The sequence below is a fragment of the Gordonia insulae genome, assembly GCF_003855095.1.
In the GTDB taxonomy this organism is placed as follows: domain Bacteria; phylum Actinomycetota; class Actinomycetes; order Mycobacteriales; family Mycobacteriaceae; genus Gordonia; species Gordonia insulae.
This window is the reverse complement of the sequence record NZ_CP033972.1, coordinates 1,246,977-1,265,751: the sequence shown is the minus strand read 5'-3', so window position 1 is coordinate 1,265,751 and position 18,775 is coordinate 1,246,977. Positions and strand designations below refer to the sequence as shown.

Here is an 18,775-nt window from a genome sequence, read left to right as displayed (position 1 = left end):
CGGACGCGTGGGAACACGGAAGCGCTGGTCGGCGGGCCTCCGTCTCGTCCGGTGGAATGCCGCCGTCACGGATCCGGTTGGCATCACCATGACCGACGCTCCCTACGATCCGCGCTCACTGATCGCCGACAGCACGCTCGGCATCCTGGCGACCATCAAGTCGGACGGCCTTCCGCAGATGTCTCCGATCACCGCGGTCTACGACCGTGCTGCCGATCAGATCCATGTGTCGATGACGGAAGGTCGCGCCAAGACCGCGAACCTCCGCCGCGACCCGCGAGCGGCGATCGAGTTCACCAGTCCCGACGGCTACAGCTGGGCGACCGCCGAAGGAACGGTCACGTTGACCGGGCCGACTACCGACCCCGACGGACCCGAGGTCGACGCGCTCGTCGAGTACTACCGGCTCGGCGCCGGCGAGCACCCGGACTGGGACGAGTACCGCGCCGTGATGGTCGCCGACCGTCGGGTACTGATGACGCTCGACGTGACGCACGTGTACGGGGCCACACTGAGATAGCTCCGGCCCTCGGGTCTCAGCGGGTGAATTCGCGGGCCGCTTCCGCGACGATGTCGCGAGATGTCGCACCGTCGCCGAACGATCTGCGCTGGCGAGTGGCCCCATTTCCGTTGTCGACCAGACCTTTCAGAGCGTGATCGACCATGGCACGGTCGCCGAGGACGTCGAGTTGCGATCCGACATCGGCGACGAGTGCAGCGATCATGTCGCGCGCACCGACGGCCCGGCACGTGCCGACGTCGATCCCGTCCCCGTCGAGACCGTCGTGCGCCGCCTTCCACAATGCGGCGGCGAGGATGTCGGCGTCAACGGGTGGAGGCGGGTTCCCGCCCTCGGCGATCTGATCCACCGAATGCATCACCAGTGCGCGGACCAGGGTGGCGAGGACGACCGTCTCGCTGACGCGTGACTGCACGTCTCCCACCCGGATCTCGATGGTGGGCAGATGATCTGACGGCCGGATGTCCCAATAGACCATGTGGTCGTCGAGAATGGCGCCGCTCGACACGAACATCGCCACGAGGTCTTCGAAATGCTCGCGGGAGCGCAGATGTGGCGGAGGTCCCGCCGCCGGCCACCGTGACCACAAGATCGACCGCCAACTCGCATGACCGGTGTCTGCGTCGCGGTAGATCGCCGAATTGGCGGACAGTGCAAGCAGTGCCGGCAGCCGTGCGCGGAGTCGGTTGCCGACCTCCACGGCGATGTCCCGATCGGGGACCCCGATGTGGATATGACATCCGCAGATCCCCTGCTCGTGGGCGAGCATGCCGAACTGCCGGCCGATCCGCCGATATCGATCCGTGTCGGTGATGGGGAAGTGGTCGGGCACGGTAGGCGGCACCCCGGCGGCGATCACCCCGACCCCGACCTCGTCGGCGGCGTCGGCGACGACGGAGCGGAGATGGCGCAGTTCGGACGCGACGTCCCGGCTGCTCGAACAGATCGAGGTGGCGATCTCCACCTGACACGACGTGAGTTCGAGGTCCAGATCGACACCGCGACGTGCGGCCGCCGCGGCCACCTCTCGATTGCGGTCCACGGGATGCCCGGTGGTGCGGTCGACCAGGATGAACTCCTCCTCGACACCGATCGTCGGTGACGCAGACCCGCTGTCGCCGGTGGGCGACGGATCGGCGGAGGTCATTTCCTGATCCTACGGTCGGCCGCGCGTGGCCGAGGGGTGCTCGCCGCCTGCCATCCGCTCGGCGAGCCACGCGGACCCGATCCCGTGGATGATCACACTGCCGATCACCGTCGCTGCCATGGCGTAGAGCGTGACGTCGGCCGGTTCACCGTCGAGTGAGTTGTAGGCGAGCAGGCCGAAGACAATCGACGCGGTGCCGCGCGGGCCGAGCGCGCCGATCACCAATCGGTCGCGCCGGTCGAAATCCGTGCGCAGCAACGAGACCCACACAGGGATCATGCGGATGAGGGTCAGGCCGGCAAGGGCGAAGAGAACCACTCGCCACTCGAGGCCGGCAGAGGTGAGCAGCACCGTGACGAGACCGAACACGAACCACATCGCGAAACTGGTCAGCGTGCTGAGGTCTTCGGCCAGGCTGAGTTCCGCCTCGGACGGGGCAGGAGATCGAGTCCCGCGATAGGCGAGGCCGCAGACGAATGCCGCGACAAACCCGTTGCCGGCGAGTCCGATGGCGCACGCATAACTCAGCAGCGGGACCAGGACCAGACTCATCCGGACGGCCTGCGGCGTCATGAGGTCTCGGGCGACGCTCTTGTTGGTCAACCAGGCGGCGACGATACCGATCGGAGCGCCGATCACCACGGCCCATCCCGCGGCCGGAAGTGCCTCACCGAGTGCTTCGAGGGGATCCGCGTGGCCGTCGCCCTCCGACAGTGCGAGGGCAAAGATGAAGACGGGTGCCAGGATGCCGTCGTTGTACCCGCTCTCGACGTTGAGTAGATGACGGATGCGTTCGGGCAGACGAAGATCGCGCAGGATCGCCGGGGAGGGCGTGAAATCGGTCGGCACGATGACGCAGGCGATGACGAGCAGCACGGCGATCGACAAACCGGGTATCAGCAGCCAGCCCACCAGTACGGCGACCAGCAACGACAGCGGGAGTGCCACGAGCAGCAGGCGCAGGGCCGCTCGCCGCTCCCCGCCGAAGTATCCGCCCTTGACCTCCATCGCATCGACGAACAGCAACAGCGCCAGGATCAGTTCGACGACACGCTCTGCGACGACCGTGTTGAGAGTGTGGCCGATCTCGTCGCTCGTGGTGAAACCGATGGCCAGTCCGGCGGCGACCATCATTGCGGGACCGGTGATGCGCATGTCGGTCAGGCGCCGCGACATCAGGGCCCACGCGATCATCACCATCAGGCCGATCACAATCGACAGCATCACCGTTGCGCCTCCTCGACCGACCCGGTCGGAGAATACTGGAAGTCCTTGTGCAGCACAGTGCGCAGCGCCCGACACGTCCTCAACGCGTGATCGACGACCTTGACATGCAAGTGCCTACTTGCGTAACGTCGCGGCCATGGGAGACGTCTTCAAAGCGTTGGCCGATCCCACGCGTCGAGCGATCCTCGACGAGTTGACCGATCGTGACGGTCAGACCCTCTTCGAGATCTGCGGCCGGCTCATCGCCAGGCACGGGCTCGGCTCGTCGCGCCAGGCGATCTCGCAACATCTCGAGGTGCTCGCGCAGGCCGGTCTGGTCGAGACCAGACGTGACGGGCGGTACAAGTTCCACTACATCAACACCGAGCCACTCGAGCCGATCGTCGAGCGGTGGCTCCGCACACCCGACTGGAACACACCCGAGAAGGACACCGGCGGGTCCGGTGACCAGAACGAGGAAGGCGCAACGACATGAGGATCAACCTGGCCAGCGTGCTCGTGGACGATCAGGAGACCGCGTTGCGGTTCTACACGGACGTCCTGGGTTTCGTGGCGAAGCACGACATCCCGATGGGGGAGGCGCGATGGTTGACCGTGGTGTCGCCCGAGAACCCGGACGGCGTCGAGTTGGTCCTCGAACCCAGTGGCCATCCGGCGGTCACGCCGTTCAAGGAGGCGCTGGTCGCCGACGGGATTCCCTACACATCGTTCGCTGTCGACGACATCGCGTCCGAGTTCACCCGGCTGAGTGACCTCGGTGTCCGGTTCACGCAGGAACCGATCGCGATGGGTCCGGTGATCACCGCCGTCCTCGACGACACGTGTGGAAACCTCATCCAGATCGCCCAGTACACCGAGTAGTCATTCGTCGCGGGCCGCGGCCGATCTGCGCGCTTCGCCATTCCACCGTACGGTCGGCATGGAGACGTGTTGGCGTCAGACGAGGGAGGGAGGTTCGGATGGCCGGAGTCGAGGTGGGCGTCCACTCGGACATGTCACCCGAGTCGGCGTGGGTGCTCGCATCCGATCTGAGCAGGTTCTCGGAGTGGATGACGATCTTCGGCGGCTGGAAAGGCGGGGTCCCCGACGAGATCTCGGAGGGCACGCAGGTGTCGTCGCTGATCAAGGTCAAGGGCTTCCGCAACGTGATCCATTGGACGGTAACCGAATACGACGAACCGGATGTCGTCGCGCTCTCGGGCCACGGGCGCGGAGGTGTACGGATCGATCTCACGATGAAGGTCACGCCCGCCGAGCCCGGCTCGCACTTCAACCTCAGCGCCGACCTCTCGGGTGGTCTGCTCAACGGTCCCGTCGGCCGACTGGTGGCACGGGTGATCGAATCCGACGTGCGAACCTCGATCCAGAATCTGGCCGACCTGACCTGACCGGCAGTCGACGAGTCCGGCCCTAGGCGCCCAACCTGCCGAGCGCCGGACTCAGTGGCACCTCGAGCGCGTCGTAGAGGCCGGGCTCGGCGGCGACGAGCCAGGGGATGGCATTGACCAGGCGACCGACCGCGGTCGCGTTGCCGCCGGCAGCCCGGTTGCCGGCGTCGTCGGTCGCCTCGACGGTGATCTCGATCCGTGGGCTTCCCTCGATCACGACACGGTGGGCGCCGTCACCGCCGTCCGGGGGCGACGGCCAATCGGGCGCGCAGTCTCGGTGGATTCGGGTGACGTGCTCGATCACGATCGGTGTCGAGTCTCCGATGATCCCTTGCACCTCGAATCTGACCGCTCCCTGTGTCCCCGCCTCGAAGACGCCCATCGCCGGCGTACTGACGTCGACGTCGAGGGCCCTGCGCTCCACCGATTCGCGGACCTCGTCGATCTCGACGCCGAGTCCGCGCGCGATCAACCGGATCTGGCCACCCCAGACCATCGACGGGATGCCCGCTGCCAGCATGGGCGGGTCGTAGTCCATCGGTTGTCCCATTCCGACGAGGTAGCGGACGGAGTCGGGCTGGTCATAGGTGGTGTAGTCGAAGATCTCCTGGCAGCGGATGCCGTCGATCCGTGAGCCGAGACCGCTGGCCAGGACGGGGAGGATGTCATTGCCCCAGCCGGGATCGATGCCGGAGACGAACAGTGATCCGTTGCCGCGCGTGATGGCGTCGAGGACCGGGTTCCGCACCTCCGGTGGTGCCGACCTCGGATCGTAGAGCGCATAGAGGGCCGGCGTGACGACCACGGTGCCCGCTTCGATGGCCCGGACGATGTCGGCGAGCGCGTCGTCGGGACGGATGTCGCCGGACGCCGCGTAGACCACGGCATCCGCGTCCGCGCCCAGGTCGTCGAAGCGATGGGTCGCGGTGACGCCGACATCCGCGTCCAAGCCCGCCAGTCGACCGGCGTCCTTGCCCAGCTTGTCCGGGGAGTGGACGACCACCCCGTGCAGGCTCAGCTCAGGATGGGCGAGAACCGATCGGATGGCCGCCTGTCCGACGTTGCCCGTACCCCAGACCACTGTCCGCAACTTCTCGGTCATGGGGGTCAGGATAGGGAACCGATTCCGATGCCGGGCATGGAACGGAAATCCCTGGGCGCCTACGTGGATGTTCCGCGCACGCGACCGAAATAGGATCTCAGCCCGAGGGCTGCCGCGGATGCGCCCAGGCCGAACGCACCCCAGAACACAGGGCGGTCCAGTCGGTTGCGTTCCACGCGGAGCAGAGCGGCCGCTGCTGTTGCATTCATCGATGCCCAGACGACGTTGAGTCCCGGCGGCGAGTCGCCCACACCCGGCGGATCGGCGAAGGGGGTGGGGAACGGTTTTCCCGCCACAGCGTGAGCCAGGTGCGGGACCACGTTCACGGCGACTGCGCCTGTCGCACCGGCGATGACATGATGTGTCCACTCGGGTGTCATGATCGTCCGGTCTACCGGCATGCCGGCCAACGCGCAACGCACGCGTGCTGGAGTCGATGAGTTCGAGGTGGCCGCGAGGTCTACCCGAACAGTCAGCCCGGCGTGGGCACAACACGAACAGACACGGAGCCAGTCATGGTCATCGTCGCGGGACACATCTTCGTCGACCCCGATCAGCGTGAGTCGTACCTGTCAGGTTGCGTGGCAGTTGTCGAGCAGGCACGTCAGGCCGCCGGTTGCCTCGACTTCGCGATCAGCGCGGATCTGCTCGACATCCGTCGGATCAATGTCTACGAGCGCTGGGAATCACAGGCAGCGGTCGAGGCATTCCGTGGCAGCGGTCCCAGCGACGACCAGGGGGCAGCGGTGCAGGCGGCATCGGTTGCCGAGTACGACATCGCCGACATCCGGTCGTTGACCGGGGAGGACTCTGCGTAGGACGATTCCCGCATGGACAGCGCGCCCGCCGCGGCAGTGGACGACCGTTCGCCGCTGTCCAGGCTGCGTGCGGAGGTCGCCGCGCGCGATCCGGGGCTCGACGCATTCCGGCGCGCTGTGCGGCCCGCCGTCGTGGTGCCGATCGCCGCTGCGGTGGGGCTGTTGTTCGGGGGGACGGCGACGCCGCTGTACGCGATCTTCGGTTCGTTCGCACTCCTGGTGATGGTGGACTTTCCGGGCAATCGCGCCCGGCGCGCAACGAGTTTCGCGGTGCTCGGGGTGGTCGGGTACGCGTTCGTCGCCGCGGGATCTGTGCTCGCGCATCCGGGGTGGCTGGCGACGGGGTCGATGTTGGTGGTCGGGGTCGTGGTGTCCTACGTGACCATCCTGAGTTCGAGTTTCGCCGCGGCACAGCGTGCTGCACTCCTGTTGTTCGTCCTTCCCGTCGCATCTCCACCGGGACCCGTGCCGGATCGCTTGCTGGGCTGGACCATCGCTCTGGCGGTGAGCGTCCCTGCGGCGCTGTACCTCCTGCCGCCGCGCCACTACGGTGAGTTGCGGCGGCGGGCCCGAGCTGTCTGCGCGACCCTCGCGGATCTCATCGGACATCGGGACGGCGACCGGGATGCACCCGACCCGACCACGGTCACCATCGCGATGAACCGGCTCCGGGAGGTCTATCTGGGCAGTGACTTCCGTCCGTCGGGGATGACCGCCGGCAGTCGCGCGCTGATCCGGGTCGTCGACGACCTCGAATGGCTGGTCGCTCAGGTCCGACACTTCGGCGTCCGGCTCCCCACCGAACTCCGCGGGCCGGTGACGGATGTCTTGCGCTCCTCTGCCGTCGTGCTGGATACCACGCGTCCCACCGAAAGGTCCGCCGACCGAGCTGCGCTGGAGCATGCGGCGGACACGTTGCGCGCACTGCTCGGCGAGCGCACACACATCAATGTGGACACTCTGGTGGCCGATCCCAGCGAGGCTGACGCGGAGGCCGAGAGCATACGGATGCTGCACGTGCACACGACCTGCTCGACCGTCGCCCTCATCGGGCGCACCATCGCGTGGTCGTCTGCCGCCGACGCGCGCCCGGCGCTGATGAAGATCTTCGGCAGGCAACTGACGCCGACCGGTGCCGCCGACCGCGTCCTCTCTGAACCCGAGGCAACGCGGAAGTCTTTGTCGCCGAGGGTGTTCCTGACGTCGGTAATCGCACGTAACGCGCTCCGTACCGGCGTCGGGTTGGCGGGGGCGGTGGCGATGATCCAGGTGGTGCCGGTGCAGCACGGATTCTGGGTGGTGTTGGGCGCGATGTCGGTGCTGCGGACCAGCGCGCTGGCCACCGGCTCGACAGTGCTGAAGGCTGTGCTTGGAACGATCGTCGGGTTCGCGATCGGTGCGCTGGTGGTCTCGGCCCTCGGCACCAACGAGGTTGCCCTGTGGATCGTCTTGCCCGTTGCGGCATTCGGTGCCGCATACGTCCCGCAGGTCGCGTCGTTCGCGGCCGGCCAGGCGTCCTTCACCGTCATGGTGGTGACCCTGTTCAACGTGCTGCACCCGAGCGGCTGGAAGATCGGTCTGGTCCGCGTCGAGGACATCGCCCTCGGCTGCGCGGTCGCCGTCGTCGCGTCGGTGATCTTGTGGCCTCGTGGGCTGGCGAGCACGGCTCGGGCGGCGATCGACAGCGCCACCGCCGCCTATGTTCGCTACCTGGGTGCGGCAACGGAGCAGATGACCAGGGGAGTGGACGCGGAGTCGGCCGCGGAGGTCGCCCGAAGGGCCGACGACAGCGTCATCGCGTACCGCACTTCCAACGACGCAGCGCGTCAGTATCTTTCGGAGAGCGGTGGTTCCACTGACGCCCGAACGCCAGTAGTCCGTAAGATAAGTCAGGCCAACCGGATTCGTGTCGTTGCGGATTCGATTGCGGATCTGTTACCGATCCCGGCATCGTCCCGATCGCCCCGGGTCTGTGCCGTCCTCGAGCGGCACACCGCGCTCGTGTCCGCCGAACTCATGGGCGACGGCGTCGCAGACCTGGAACCGATCGCGGTCGATGTCGTGGCAGCGTTGCGCGCCGATGCTGCCGAGGACCCCGCCAACGCGCAGGCTGCGGTGCCGCTCGTCGCCGCAGCCGCGTACCTCGGAGAGTTGGAGGTGCGATATACCGCGGCATCCACGACACCGGCGTCGTGAGTCGATTCGAGGGGCGGTTCGGACGATTCCGCGTGTCCGTAGTCTGGTCCGACAGAGTGGCTGACCCGACCGGGCGGCCGTCGAGGGTCGAGGTGACGGTCTGAACGTGGTGGAACGAATGGATCGCCATCAGGTGGCGCTGTACGTGGTCGCGATCGCGGCAGGTGTCATCGCCGGATTCGCGGTGCCCGGCATCGCGCCGATGTTGGAGCACGCGATCAATCCCGTTCTCGGGGCGCTGTTGTTCGTGACGTTCCTGCAGGTCCCGGTGCACACGTTGCTCTCGGCGCTACGCGATCGGCGGTTCATGGCGGCCGTCGTTGTGATCAATTTCGTGGTCGTACCGATGGTGGTGGCCGCGATGTTCGCGTTCCTGCCCGCCGACCAGGCGGTGCGGATCGGCGTGCTGCTCGTGTTGCTGTGTCCGTGCGTGGACTACGTGATCGTGTTCAGTGGGCTGGCCGGAGGCGACAGTCGACGGCTGTTGGCGGCCACCCCGGTCCTGTTGCTCCTGCAGATGTCTGCGCTGCCCTTGCTGCTGTGGGCCTTCCTCGGTTCGGACCTGACGGGCGTCGTCGAGTTCGGTCCGTTCCTCGAAGCCTTCCTGTTCCTCATCGTCATCCCTCTCGCGCTCGCCTGGACCGTCCAGTGGTGGTCGGCGAACCACACCGCAGGGCAGGCGTTCTCGGCCGCAGCAGCCACCACGATGGTGCCTCTGATGATGACCGTGTTGGCCATCGTCGTCGCATCGCAGATGCCGAAGATCGACGACAGCCTCGGTTCGGTCGGTCGGGTGGTCCCGTTCTTCGTGGTGTTCCTGGTGGTGATGGCAGGGGTCGGTCTGCTCATCGGACGAGCGTTCGGACTCGATGCCGGCGCTCGGTGTGCAGTGATCTTCTCGGGCGCCACCCGCAACTCGCTGGTGGTGTTGCCCCTGGCGCTGGCGCTACCGCCCGGGCTGGAATTGGCCGCGGCGGTCGTGGTCACCCAGACGCTGGTCGAAGTCATCGGGATGGTCGTGTATGTGCGCGTGGTTCCACGATTGGTTCCGCCGGTTGCGGTGCGCGGCTGAGGCCATCGGGACCCTGCCATTGACTTTCCTGTCGGGAAAGTGGAATATTACTTTCCAGATGGGAAAGTGAGGTGGCTAGATGACAGGCATCGGTCCCGATCAGGCGCACGAGGCATTGCGGGCTGCCGAGGACGCCCGGCGCAGAGTCGCCGACGAGCTGGGTCTGCCCCGCGCCTATTGGTGGGGGATGGCGGCCGGCTGGCTGGTTCTGGGTGCGATCGGTGAACTCGGATTCGTGTGGTTGACATCGCTGGCGACCCTGGCCTTCGGCGCCGGTCATTCCTATGTGGCTGCCCGGTTGCTGGACGGTCGCCGTCGGACGCCCGGGGTGCGGGTGAGCCGAGAAGTGGCGGGTCGGCGGATACCATTCGTGGTCATCGGGATGTTGCTGGGCATGGTGGCAGTCACCATCGGCCTGGCGTTTGCCATCGACGCCGACGGTGCCGACCATCCGGCGATCTGGGCGGCGGTCATCGTGGCCTGTGTCGTCGGACTCGGTGGCCCCGAGATCTTCCGGACGCTGTGCCGATGGGTCGGCGTGTGACAGTCGAGGGGTTTGACGAACTGATCCACCCGAGCACCAGATTGACGCTGGTCGCCACGCTCGCCGCTGCCGACTGGGCCGAGTTCGCCTTCTTGAAGGACCGTCTCGCATTGTCCGATTCCGCACTGTCCAAACAGATCTCGACGCTGGAGGATGCGGGATATCTGGTGACCGAGCGGCGATCCAACGGTCGCCGGAGGACGGTGCGCGCCCGGCTGACCGAAGTCGGCCGCAGCGCGTTCGCCGGTCACATCGCGGCTCTTCAGTCCATCGTCTCCGCAGCGGCCCCGCTCGAGGAGAGTATTCGCACCGGGCGCGGAGCTTCGACGCACCACGACCTCGAGGTCAGTGACACGCCATGACGTCGCGATCTTGTCGCAGGGCCTGGGGTATCGGGTTGCTCATGGTGGTGGTGGTGTGTTGGTCACCGCTACCCGACGTGAGCGGGGCACCGGTGGCCCGCGTGGGAGCGGCCGGCGTGGCCCTCGAACTCGACGGTGCCGACTGGTGGCCTTCCGGATTCGACGCCTACCAACTGGCCACGGACTGGGCGGTCAACACGGGGTGTGGCGCGATGGTCGACCTGGACGACTATTTCGGTTCTTTGCCGCCGAAGTCGTTGACGCGCTTCGACTTGTTCGCCCAACTCGCTATCGACAAGAACACCGGATCGTTGGCTTTCGGGCCCATGGACAAGGTGTTCGCTGCGGCGGCACGGCACGACCAGCTGGTCCTGCCGGTCCTCGCGGCCGGCGATGGCGCGTGCGAGAGCGGTCAGCTCAAACAGCGGGATTGGTATGTCAGCGGCTGGCGCACGGAGATCGCTGCAGGCGGAATGACTTTCGAACAATGGATGCGAACCGCGATCCGCCGGTGGAAGAACAGTCCGGCCCTGGCGGGCTGGGAGTTGGTCGGCGAACCCGAACCCAGCATCTGCACGGACGAATCGTGCGCGTGGCAGACGCGGCTGTGTCCGCCCGATTCTGCGATGGTGCTGCGATCGTTCTTCGACAGCGCGGGAGGGCGGGCACACCGTCTCGGCGGCGACGGACTCGTGTGGTCAGGCCTTGCGGGTGGCGGGCAGTGTGGCACCGCCGGCCCCGAGTACCAGTTCGTCGGCGCATCCCGCGGTCTCGACGTGCTCGATTACCACGACTACGGCTCCGATGGTGTGCCCTTGCCCGGAGATCAGTGGAATGGCTTGGCAGAGCGGATACGACAGGCGCGCGCTGTCGGAAAGCCATTGGTGGTCAACGAGATCGGTCAGAATGCCGGATCGTGCACCAGTCTCGAGCAGCGAGCTGCGGACTTTCGTCGCAAAGTCGACGGGCAACGGAAGGCGGGAACCGCCGCCGCGCTGTTCTGGGCCTTTGTGCCCGATCCACGGGGTGAGCAGTGCACCTATGACATCGGTCCGGACGACCCGACGTTCGACCTCGTCGGCGTGCTGACATCGGCACCCGGCTAGCCCAGATCGGATGCCGCTGCGTCACCCGCCGCCGACGATGGCCTTCCGCGCTTCGGCGATTTCGCCGCAGCAGGTACCGATGGTGATCTCGTCGCCGTCCGACCGACGCTCGGCGGCCTCGATGAGCGCCAGGTGGCGCAGGACGGCCTCTCGGACCTCGGGTTCCACGGCGGCCACGCCGATGCGCCGAGCCAGCACGATCGCCGCGCTCATCGCCACCGGTGCAGCGAGCGCATAGACCCGTACGGCTTCGAAGATGTCGTCGATCAACTCGGACACCGGAACCCGTGTGATGATCACTCTGACCGTGTCGTCGGCGTCCACTCGGCCCAGCCGCGGTGTCGGTCGCTGTGCCATCAGGACCATCCCCGTCGCAAGCTCACTGAACGCGTTGTGGGCCGTGTAGGGATCGTTGGTGCCCGGCGACAGCGCCCGCACCGCCATCTCGATGAGTTGCTGCACAGCGAATTGGACGTCATGCAGCGGTGTTCGGGTGTCACCTAAGGCGACCGCCGTGCGCACGGTATCCGCGACGTCGGCAGCACTCTCCGGCGGTCTGACCAGCACAAGGGGTTCTCCGGCGACGATGTGGTACCCGGGACGCACGGTCACCGAGATCAGACAGTCGGCTCGCGAGGCCGCTTCGACGAGGGCATCTTCGTCGATATCGAGCACGAACCCCGAACTCTCGCTGAGGACACGCGCCGACTCGCGTTCGGGTGCGGCGATGGGTCGGGCGTCATCTGGTTGCGCCTCGGGATAGAGGCTGTCGACGACGTCGACGAGTTCGGAACGCACCCGTGCGGACAGGGTCGACACCTGGATGGATCCGGCGATGTGATTGATGAAGTACACCAGCACCGCGACATCGACCACGGCGAGTAGCACTGCCACGTTGACCGCGATATCGGGTACGAACTGTCCCTCGGTCACGGTCTGGTCCTGGATCGACCGCAGAACCATCAGCGAGTACAGAAACGTCGCGCCGAAGATGCCGAGGACGAATTGGTTACCACGGTCGTTCATGAAGTTGCGCACGAGTCGGGGGCCGTAAGTAGAACTCGCTGTTGCCAACACCGACACCGTGATCGAGAACGATGTCGCCGCCACCGCCAGCATCGAACCACCGATGGCCCCGAGAATGTCCCGGCTACCACTTGCCCCCACCTGATAGAGCACCGTGCCCCAGATTCCCAGGTGAGTATCGTCGATGGCCCGGTCAAGGGTGATCAGGGCCTGAGCCAGGACAAGTGCACCGATCCCGAGTGCCATGGGTAGGAACCAGAAGGCGTTCGCCGCACGCAACAGCCGATGTCTCACTGCGTGACTCCTGACTGTCGGGTTCTCGGCGAAAGCCGGTACCTCGGACTCTACGGTCTCGGCACGCAGCGGACGTGATCGTCAACTCGGTCGGAGTATCGACCGCGCGATCACCCGGCTGAGCGCTGCTTGGCCGTGAAACGCGCCTTCTTCTGGCGATTCCCGCACGTGTTCATGTCGCACCATTTTCGGGTGCGACTCTGACTGGTATCGAAGAACGCTGCTCGGCAGGTCGGCGATGCGCACAGTGCCAGCTTCCCGTCTCGTTCGCCCGAGACGATGCTGATCGCGTCTGCGGCGATCACGCTCAACGCATCTTCAACGCTCGCCGAGCCGAGTTGCCACTGACGATCGCCGTCGGACGTCAGGATGGCCGCGGCTCGGCCAGCGATGCTGCGGTCATTGAGCACCCGGACAGCAGATACGGGAGGAGCGTCGTGGTTGGCGGTCGCTGTCGCGGCAGCGTGAATCGACTCTCTGAGTTCTCGCGCGAGATCGAGTTGGGCCGGGGTGCATGACTCCACGGTCAGATCGCTCACCGCGAGCCAGTCGACGAGTCGCTGCGGCGTGGGAATGCGCTCCACAGGACTGCCACGACGCTCGGTGAGTGTCGCCGTGAAGCTGGTCGCCAACACGGTACCGAGCCGAAAGTCAGGGAACTCGGCGCTCATGGAACCACCTTAGCTGGTTGCGCGCACATGGACGAACTGTTAGAACCGTCTTAGGCGGTTCCGGATTCCGTCGGTTCCGCATCGATGTGGAGGTTCAGATCTCATGACCTGTCCGAGCGGCGTCCACGAGTTTGACGCCCGCGCAACTGACGCCGACCTCGATGATCTGCGCACACGGTTGGCTGCGGCCCGACTGCCGGAAGCCGAGACCGTCGAGTGCGCTGCGTCGGGGTCGCGTCGATGGGGCCAGGGCGTCCCGCTCGCCGACCTGGTTGATGTCGTGAACTACTGGCGCACGGAGTACGACTGGCGCTCGTTCGAAGACCGGCTCAACCGACTGGGTCAGTACCGCACAACCATTGATGATCTGGGAATCCACTTCCTGCACCGCCGATCTGCGCGCGCTGATGCGGCGCCGCTGATCCTGACGCACGGCTGGCCGGGAAGCATCGCAGAGTTCATCGACGTCGTCGACGAACTGGCAGATCCTCAAGACCCAGCTGCGCCGGCATTCCACGTCGTGGTCCCGTCACTGCCCGGCTTTGGTTACAGCGACAAGCCGGCAACCACCGGGTGGGGGACAGAGAGGATCGCCGCCGCCTGGGTGGAACTGATGGGAAGGCTGGGCTACCGCCGGTTCGTCGCCCACGGTGGCGACTGGGGCGGCAACATCACCACGGTCCTCGGTGGCAGGTTTCCGGCCAGCGTGATCGGTATTCACACGCTGTTCGCCGAGGCACCGCCCGGGTTGACAACGGACGGGTTGACGCCGGCCGAGCGTGAATGGACCGAGGAGACCCGGGATTTCTGGCGGCACCGCGCGGCGTACGCGAAGCAGCAGGCGACCCGACCGCAGACCATCGGCTACTCGCTTGTTGATTCACCTGTCGGGCTTCTTGCCTGGATCCTCGACAAGTTCGCTGAGTGGAGCGATACCGAGGACAGCCCGTTCGAGACGATTTCCCGAGATCGCATTCTCGACGACGTCACTCTGTATTGGCTGACGCGGACCGGCGCATCGGCGGCCCGGATCTACCACGAGAGTCACAACTCGCTCGATCCCGCACTCAGAGTTGATGTTCCGTCGGCGATCACCATGTATCCGCGCGATATCGAGAAGTGTCCGCGTCCGTGGGCGCAGGAGCGGTATCGACGGATCGTCCGATGGAGGTCGCCGGAGAGCGGGGGACACTTCCCTTCGCTGGAGGTCCCCGAATTCTTTGTCAGGGACCTGCGGGAAGGTCTAGCGGCGGTGCTGGCCGCCGATCGGTGAACATGTTGGGGGAGTACAGGTATCGTCCGATTTCGGCCATGGCGCCGTTGGGTCACTCGAACGCAGTAGATGCAACCGGCTCGTCATACGAAACGCGTCGGGGCGGTGTGCGGCACCGGTAAGGAAGGTGGTCAGATCGTGCGTGGAGACGAAGGTGACCCTGATGCCCGCATCGACGAGGACATCTATAAGGGTGATAAAGCGTTGCTGGGCTTCGAGATTGACATCGCGAAGCAGCGGAATATCGGTGATTGTCCATTTCGCGAAGGTGCGCGACCATTCCAGATACTCGATCGTAGACGTCGGGGAGTCGCAGAGCTGAGCGAACGACGCCCACAGTTCGCCGGGGCGGATTGCGAGCATGGGGAAGTCGCGTCCGCGAACTGTCGCGACGGCAGCCTGACCGTGTTGCGGGATCGTGGTGGTGGTTCTCGTCGTCCAGCGACCGGCCGCGAAACCGACGGAGTGATCAGCACACGTTGTGCGGTAGTCGGTCACGCCGTGCACGTGGAAGATGTCCATGTTGGTCTTGATCAGGTCGATGCCGGGCTCGAACGTGTGGTGCCAGATCGGATTGGGTAACAGGTCATCGGGCGCGTAATTGGATGTTGCGAGCACGGTCATCCGGCGTCGAAACGCGTGCATCAGCAGCCGTGTGAGCAGCCGTGCGTCACCGGAGTCATGTACGTGGAGCTCATCGAAAAGCAGCAAGCAGCTGGCCCCCGTCACCTCGTTGATCGCCTGATCCACTGCTTCTCGCTCGTTGCGGTGGAGGTGAATGTTGCGGTGCAGTTCGTCGAAGAATCTGTGGAAGTGGACGCGGGTCTTCGTGGTCGGTACTGCCGCATAGAAGGCGTCCGCGAGCCACGACTTACCGCGCCCGGCCGGACCGTGGATGTACAGCCCGCGCGGCGTTGACCGCCGCCGCAGCGACGTTCCGGCGAGGCCGGCACCGAGGTGAGCCAATCGATCGCGCAGCCGTTGCTGGGCGGGATCCAGAGACAGGCCTGACGAGGCTGCCGACGCGTCTATCGCCGCAACAAGTTCGTGTTGTGTACCCACCGGTGCAGCATCTCACTGCGAGGATTGAACGCGGACGGGTCGGGGTAAGGCACCTATATGACTGACAAGAAGCCCGATCCACATACCGAAGACGCCGGCACCGGACCGGAGGGCGCGGACTCTGACGTGCAGTCAGATCCGGCCGAAGGCGAGACGTCCGGCGACTGGTCCGGTGAAGGCGGAGCCACCAAGGACGGTCCCGCGACTGACAGCGAATGACCAAGAGGTACCGCGGAGCGATCTGCCCCGGCGCACCTTCCTGACCGCCAATCTGTGGGCGAGAGCCGGCCGCGATTCCGGTAGTACCGATGAGTTCCGGACGAATCCACGGTCGGTACGACCGGATACACCGAGAGCGGTGGCCTGCGCTGGCAACTCCCAGCGAACAGATGGAGGCTGTGATGAGCGGAGAAGACGCCACGGAGCAGGGCCCGATCCCGACCGGTGAGCACAACACGCGTCCCATCAGGGTGTTGGTGGCGGGCGCGAGCGTCGCTGGGCCGGCGCTCGCCCATTGGCTCCGACGTTGGGGGGCCGAGGTGACCGTCGTGGAGCGGGCGCCGGAACTGCGTCCGGGTGGGCAGGCGGTCGACGCGCGCGGGGTGGCGAAAGTCGTCATCGAGCGCATGGGGTTGGATGCGGCCGTGCGCGAGGCATGCACCGACACCGCGGGCGCGCGAACCGTGGACGCGGACGGGCAAGTGCTGGAGACGTTCCGGGTCGACGACGACGGTGGCGATGGGTTCATCGCGGACATCGAGATCCTGCGTGGTGACCTGTCGCGGGTGCTCTACGACGACACTCGCGACGGCGTCGAGTACATCTTCGGCGACCGAATCGCTGAGCTCACGCAGGACGCGAACGGGGTCGACGTGGTCTTCGGGGGTGGCGACCGGCGGCGCTTCGAGCTGGTGGTGGGGGCCGACGGGCTGCACTCTGCCCTGCGCGCAATGGTTTTCGGGCCTCACGAGCGATTTCTCCACCATCTCGGGCATGTGCTGGCCTTCTACAGTGTGCCCAACGAGTTCGGGCTGGATCGCTGGCTGCTCGAGTACCAGGATCAGACCTCGGGGCGCTCCGCGCTTTTGAGACCCACCCACGACGCCACCCGGGCGATGGCCATGTTCTACTTCGGCTCGGCTGACTTCGACGTCGACTACCGGGACATAGCGGCCCAGAAGGTGCTGCTCCGTGAGCGGATGGCCGGCCTCGGTTGGTTGGCCACGGACATCCTCGCGCACCTGGACGACACACCGGACTTCTACCTCGACCAGGTCGCCCAGGTGGTGATGGATCGGTGGTCGAATGGACGGGTGGTGCTGCTCGGGGATGCGGCGTTCAGTTCGTCGCCGATGTCCGGGCAGGGGACCGGGCTGGCGTTGGTCGGGGCCTATGTGTTGGCCGGCGAACTGGCCGCGGCCGGATGGCACCATGCTGAAGGCTTCGCTCGCTTCGAGGCGCGGATGCGTTCGTTCGTCGAGGCCAACCAGGAGATCGGCCGCTTGAACGCTCGTACCCGCGACGTTCCCGGACCAGACAGTGAACCCGCCCCGGACTTCGGCGGCGACTGGTTCATGGAACTCGTCGGCCGAGCCATCAACGGCATCGAGTTACCCGACTACGCAGGAGTGCCCGAATCGACTGCATCAGCAGGGTCGCCTGTTGTCGGGTGACGCTGGATTCGGTGGTGAGACTCGCTTTTGGGAGTTGGTGGCCTGCGCCGGTGCGACGCGGCGCCGGGGTACCGATAGGGTCGAACCGGATGTCCGGATTTCGCACGTGCTGAACCGGCTGTGTACTCAGGACCTGAGGGGAATGCATTGAGGCAACTCGCTTACCGTCGTGCCATGTTGGTCGCCGGACTGTCCGTGGTCACGCTGATCGCCGCTGGTTGCGGCGGCGACGATACGAAGGACGAAGCTGCGCCGCAGTCCGCGCCGGTCGCGACTTCCGTGTCGGAGTCGACAGTGGAGCCCAGCGAAGTGACGACCACCGACACGCTCCCGGAGACAACGACCGCGGCCAAGCCCACCGAAACGACGATCATGGGGGAACGTGGCGTCGAGGTGACCCTGAGCGGCCCGATCGCCGTCAAGTACGGGTCGGCGACCACCGCTCAGAAGGGAGCCCTCGGCAAGCCGCTGACCGGCGACCGCAACGCCGGAACCCGCGAGAGTGGCGTCGTGTTCCAACAGTTCCAGCGTGGCGTGATCATCGCGAAGAACGACGACCCGGGTACGCCTGCGTACATCGTCACCTCGGGCAAGATTCGGGACGCGTGGAACACCGAGCGAGCCCCGGACGGGACTCCGTCGCTCACCGGGAAGAACGGCTCACCCGGACCTCTGGGAGTTCCGACCAGCGATGTGACCCGCCAGGGTGATGTGCAGCAGGTGACGTTTGAGCACGGCAAGGTCACGGAGAACACCGTGACCGGAGCGGTCACCGTGACGGTCAACGGCAAGGTCGTGCCATCGGGTCTGAAGTAGACGGCATTTTCTCGGTCTCGCGCTATGTGGGCCGGCCTTGGGGGATCACACCGCGATCTCCGGCCGCTTGCGAACTTCGCTCCGATAGATGACGCAGCCGAACAAGGTGGTTTGCACGATCTCGTCCGCGAGATAGCTGTCGACGTCGAGTGGCTGGTTGATCGCGCCGGCCCTGAGGTGCGCTAGCAAGACGGGCGCCAGACTGTCGACAGTGAGCCGGTACGTTTCACCTCCGAGATCCGTAATGGTGAGGCAACGGTCGCCGTCCCAGGCATCGACTCTCGCCCAATGCAGGATTCCGCACCCCTCGACTGCTTCGATCAAGAGGCGTCGAGCAAATGGCACACCCTTGCTGAGACGACCAGATTCCGTGCGCACGACAGCCAGGGCGACGCGGTACGAAACATCGTTGTCGCGTGAATACTTTCGCGCGGCGCGCTTCTCGGCGAATCGCTCAGTCATAGATTGTCCACTCCCT

The 18,775-nt window shown here is 65.9% G+C and carries 22 protein-coding genes; 14 read left to right on the top strand and 8 right to left on the bottom strand.

Annotated features, from left to right (window positions below):
* Positions 1–88 precede the first annotated feature (88 nt).
* Complete coding sequence (locus tag D7316_RS05790) at positions 89–520, top strand: PPOX class F420-dependent oxidoreductase (protein ID WP_124711147.1); 432 nt, start codon at positions 89–91, stop codon at positions 518–520.
* 16 nt (positions 521–536) lie between these two features.
* Here the strand turns inward: D7316_RS05790 and D7316_RS05785 are convergent, their stop codons facing one another.
* A complete protein-coding gene (locus D7316_RS05785; protein WP_124707432.1) occupies positions 537–1,667 on the bottom strand; it encodes a carboxylate-amine ligase in 1,131 nt (376 codons plus the stop codon).
* A gap of 9 nt (positions 1,668–1,676) precedes the next feature.
* On the bottom strand, positions 1,677–2,891 hold the full coding sequence (locus D7316_RS05780) for a cation:proton antiporter (RefSeq protein WP_164473863.1): 1,215 nt from the start codon (positions 2,889–2,891) through the stop codon (positions 1,677–1,679).
* 139 nt (positions 2,892–3,030) lie between these two features.
* On the opposite strand from D7316_RS05780, the gene D7316_RS05775 reads away from it, so the two are divergent.
* The 3 genes from D7316_RS05775 (at position 3,031) to D7316_RS05765 (ending at position 4,282) form a co-directional block, all read left to right on the top strand.
* On the top strand, positions 3,031–3,369 hold the full coding sequence (locus D7316_RS05775) for an ArsR/SmtB family transcription factor (protein ID WP_124707430.1): 339 nt from the start codon (positions 3,031–3,033) through the stop codon (positions 3,367–3,369).
* The gene (locus D7316_RS05770) at positions 3,366–3,755 is read left to right on the top strand and encodes a VOC family protein (RefSeq protein WP_124707429.1); all 390 of its coding nucleotides are present in this window, start codon (positions 3,366–3,368) and stop codon (positions 3,753–3,755) included. The genes D7316_RS05775 and D7316_RS05770 overlap by 4 nt, the downstream gene beginning before the upstream one ends.
* A gap of 98 nt (positions 3,756–3,853) precedes the next feature.
* Positions 3,854–4,282 (top strand): type II toxin-antitoxin system Rv0910 family toxin, encoded by a 429-nt coding sequence (locus tag D7316_RS05765; protein ID WP_124707428.1) that lies wholly within the window; start codon positions 3,854–3,856, stop codon positions 4,280–4,282.
* A 22-nt stretch (positions 4,283–4,304) separates the two neighbouring features.
* Here D7316_RS05765 and D7316_RS05760 read toward each other — a convergent pair whose 3' ends face one another.
* Positions 4,305–5,384: an NAD(P)H-dependent amine dehydrogenase family protein gene (locus D7316_RS05760; RefSeq protein WP_124707427.1), complete on the bottom strand. Its 1,080-nt coding sequence runs from the start codon at positions 5,382–5,384 to the stop codon at positions 4,305–4,307.
* A gap of 59 nt (positions 5,385–5,443) precedes the next feature.
* A complete protein-coding gene (locus D7316_RS05755) occupies positions 5,444–5,764 on the bottom strand; it encodes a hypothetical protein (RefSeq protein ID WP_124707426.1) in 321 nt (106 codons plus the stop codon).
* 135 nt (positions 5,765–5,899) lie between these two features.
* Between D7316_RS05755 and D7316_RS05750 the strand changes: the two genes are divergently transcribed.
* The 6 genes from D7316_RS05750 to D7316_RS05725 all read left to right on the top strand — a co-directional run bounded on the left by D7316_RS05750 (position 5,900) and on the right by D7316_RS05725 (position 11,482).
* The gene (locus D7316_RS05750; protein ID WP_124707425.1) at positions 5,900–6,202 is read left to right on the top strand and encodes a putative quinol monooxygenase; all 303 of its coding nucleotides are present in this window, start codon (positions 5,900–5,902) and stop codon (positions 6,200–6,202) included.
* A gap of 12 nt (positions 6,203–6,214) precedes the next feature.
* Entirely contained in the window at positions 6,215–8,398 is a 2,184-nt protein-coding gene (locus tag D7316_RS05745; RefSeq protein WP_124707424.1) for an FUSC family protein, read from the top strand.
* Between the two features lie 118 nt (positions 8,399–8,516).
* The gene (locus D7316_RS05740; protein ID WP_124707423.1) at positions 8,517–9,470 is read left to right on the top strand and encodes an arsenic resistance protein; all 954 of its coding nucleotides are present in this window, start codon (positions 8,517–8,519) and stop codon (positions 9,468–9,470) included.
* 79 nt (positions 9,471–9,549) lie between these two features.
* The gene (locus D7316_RS05735) at positions 9,550–10,014 is read left to right on the top strand and encodes a hypothetical protein (protein ID WP_124707422.1); all 465 of its coding nucleotides are present in this window, start codon (positions 9,550–9,552) and stop codon (positions 10,012–10,014) included.
* Entirely contained in the window at positions 10,011–10,376 is a 366-nt protein-coding gene (locus D7316_RS05730; protein WP_124711146.1) for a transcriptional regulator, read from the top strand. Before D7316_RS05735 ends, D7316_RS05730 begins: the two co-directional genes overlap by 4 nt.
* Positions 10,373–11,482: a beta-mannosidase gene (locus D7316_RS05725; RefSeq protein WP_232016789.1), complete on the top strand. Its 1,110-nt coding sequence runs from the start codon at positions 10,373–10,375 to the stop codon at positions 11,480–11,482. The genes D7316_RS05730 and D7316_RS05725 overlap by 4 nt, the downstream gene beginning before the upstream one ends.
* A gap of 21 nt (positions 11,483–11,503) precedes the next feature.
* Here D7316_RS05725 and D7316_RS05720 read toward each other — a convergent pair whose 3' ends face one another.
* Positions 11,504–12,802, bottom strand: coding sequence for a DUF2254 domain-containing protein (locus D7316_RS05720; protein ID WP_124707421.1), 1,299 nt, complete (start codon positions 12,800–12,802; stop codon positions 11,504–11,506).
* A gap of 110 nt (positions 12,803–12,912) precedes the next feature.
* Positions 12,913–13,473 (bottom strand): CGNR zinc finger domain-containing protein, encoded by a 561-nt coding sequence (locus D7316_RS05715; RefSeq protein ID WP_124707420.1) that lies wholly within the window; start codon positions 13,471–13,473, stop codon positions 12,913–12,915.
* Between the two features lie 103 nt (positions 13,474–13,576).
* Between D7316_RS05715 and D7316_RS05710 the strand changes: the two genes are divergently transcribed.
* On the top strand, positions 13,577–14,746 hold the full coding sequence (locus D7316_RS05710; RefSeq protein ID WP_124707419.1) for an epoxide hydrolase family protein: 1,170 nt from the start codon (positions 13,577–13,579) through the stop codon (positions 14,744–14,746).
* Here the strand turns inward: D7316_RS05710 and zapE are convergent.
* Positions 14,717–15,808, bottom strand: a complete 1,092-nt coding sequence (gene zapE, locus D7316_RS05705; protein ID WP_124707418.1) for a cell division protein ZapE — start codon at positions 15,806–15,808, stop codon at positions 14,717–14,719. The genes D7316_RS05710 and zapE overlap by 30 nt on opposite strands.
* A 57-nt stretch (positions 15,809–15,865) precedes the next feature.
* On the opposite strand from zapE, the gene D7316_RS27085 reads away from it, so the two are divergent.
* The 3 genes from D7316_RS27085 to D7316_RS05695 all read left to right on the top strand — a co-directional run bounded on the left by D7316_RS27085 (position 15,866) and on the right by D7316_RS05695 (position 18,297).
* Complete coding sequence (locus D7316_RS27085; protein ID WP_164473736.1) at positions 15,866–16,027, top strand: hypothetical protein; 162 nt, start codon at positions 15,866–15,868, stop codon at positions 16,025–16,027.
* A 182-nt stretch (positions 16,028–16,209) separates the two neighbouring features.
* Positions 16,210–17,481, top strand: coding sequence for an FAD-dependent monooxygenase (locus tag D7316_RS05700; RefSeq protein WP_124707417.1), 1,272 nt, complete (start codon positions 16,210–16,212; stop codon positions 17,479–17,481).
* Between the two features lie 147 nt (positions 17,482–17,628).
* Positions 17,629–18,297 carry an LGFP repeat-containing protein gene (locus tag D7316_RS05695; RefSeq protein ID WP_124707416.1) on the top strand — a complete coding sequence of 223 codons (669 nt, stop codon included), beginning with the start codon at positions 17,629–17,631 and terminating at the stop codon, positions 18,295–18,297.
* A 45-nt stretch (positions 18,298–18,342) separates the two neighbouring features.
* Here the strand turns inward: D7316_RS05695 and D7316_RS05690 are convergent, their stop codons facing one another.
* On the bottom strand, positions 18,343–18,759 hold the full coding sequence (locus D7316_RS05690; RefSeq protein ID WP_124707415.1) for a hypothetical protein: 417 nt from the start codon (positions 18,757–18,759) through the stop codon (positions 18,343–18,345).
* Positions 18,760–18,775 lie beyond the last annotated feature (16 nt).

Excerpts from the sequence above, each read along its gene's own strand:
- D7316_RS05775 (WP_124707430.1), top strand. The coding sequence starts at position 3,031 with ATGGGAGACGTCTTCAAAGCGTTGGCCGATCCCACGCGTCGAGCGATC.
- D7316_RS27085 (WP_164473736.1), top strand. The coding sequence starts at position 15,866 with ATGACTGACAAGAAGCCCGATCCACATACCGAAGACGCCGGCACCGGA.
- D7316_RS05760 (WP_124707427.1), bottom strand. The coding sequence starts at position 5,384 with ATGACCGAGAAGTTGCGGACAGTGGTCTGGGGTACGGGCAACGTCGGA.
- D7316_RS05790 (WP_124711147.1), top strand. The coding sequence starts at position 89 with ATGACCGACGCTCCCTACGATCCGCGCTCACTGATCGCCGACAGCACG.
- D7316_RS05785 (WP_124707432.1), bottom strand. The coding sequence starts at position 1,667 with ATGACCTCCGCCGATCCGTCGCCCACCGGCGACAGCGGGTCTGCGTCA.
- D7316_RS05750 (WP_124707425.1), top strand. The coding sequence starts at position 5,900 with ATGGTCATCGTCGCGGGACACATCTTCGTCGACCCCGATCAGCGTGAG.
- D7316_RS05780 (WP_164473863.1), bottom strand. The coding sequence starts at position 2,891 with ATGCTGTCGATTGTGATCGGCCTGATGGTGATGATCGCGTGGGCCCTG.
- D7316_RS05770 (WP_124707429.1), top strand. The coding sequence starts at position 3,366 with ATGAGGATCAACCTGGCCAGCGTGCTCGTGGACGATCAGGAGACCGCG.
- D7316_RS05715 (WP_124707420.1), bottom strand. The coding sequence starts at position 13,473 with ATGAGCGCCGAGTTCCCTGACTTTCGGCTCGGTACCGTGTTGGCGACC.
- D7316_RS05700 (WP_124707417.1), top strand. The coding sequence starts at position 16,210 with ATGAGCGGAGAAGACGCCACGGAGCAGGGCCCGATCCCGACCGGTGAG.
- D7316_RS05755 (WP_124707426.1), bottom strand. The coding sequence starts at position 5,764 with ATGACACCCGAGTGGACACATCATGTCATCGCCGGTGCGACAGGCGCA.
- D7316_RS05725 (WP_232016789.1), top strand. The coding sequence starts at position 10,373 with ATGACGTCGCGATCTTGTCGCAGGGCCTGGGGTATCGGGTTGCTCATG.
- D7316_RS05710 (WP_124707419.1), top strand. The coding sequence starts at position 13,577 with ATGACCTGTCCGAGCGGCGTCCACGAGTTTGACGCCCGCGCAACTGAC.
- D7316_RS05690 (WP_124707415.1), bottom strand. The coding sequence starts at position 18,759 with ATGACTGAGCGATTCGCCGAGAAGCGCGCCGCGCGAAAGTATTCACGC.
- D7316_RS05765 (WP_124707428.1), top strand. The coding sequence starts at position 3,854 with ATGGCCGGAGTCGAGGTGGGCGTCCACTCGGACATGTCACCCGAGTCG.
- D7316_RS05735 (WP_124707422.1), top strand. The coding sequence starts at position 9,550 with ATGACAGGCATCGGTCCCGATCAGGCGCACGAGGCATTGCGGGCTGCC.
- D7316_RS05740 (WP_124707423.1), top strand. The coding sequence starts at position 8,517 with ATGGATCGCCATCAGGTGGCGCTGTACGTGGTCGCGATCGCGGCAGGT.
- D7316_RS05745 (WP_124707424.1), top strand. The coding sequence starts at position 6,215 with ATGGACAGCGCGCCCGCCGCGGCAGTGGACGACCGTTCGCCGCTGTCC.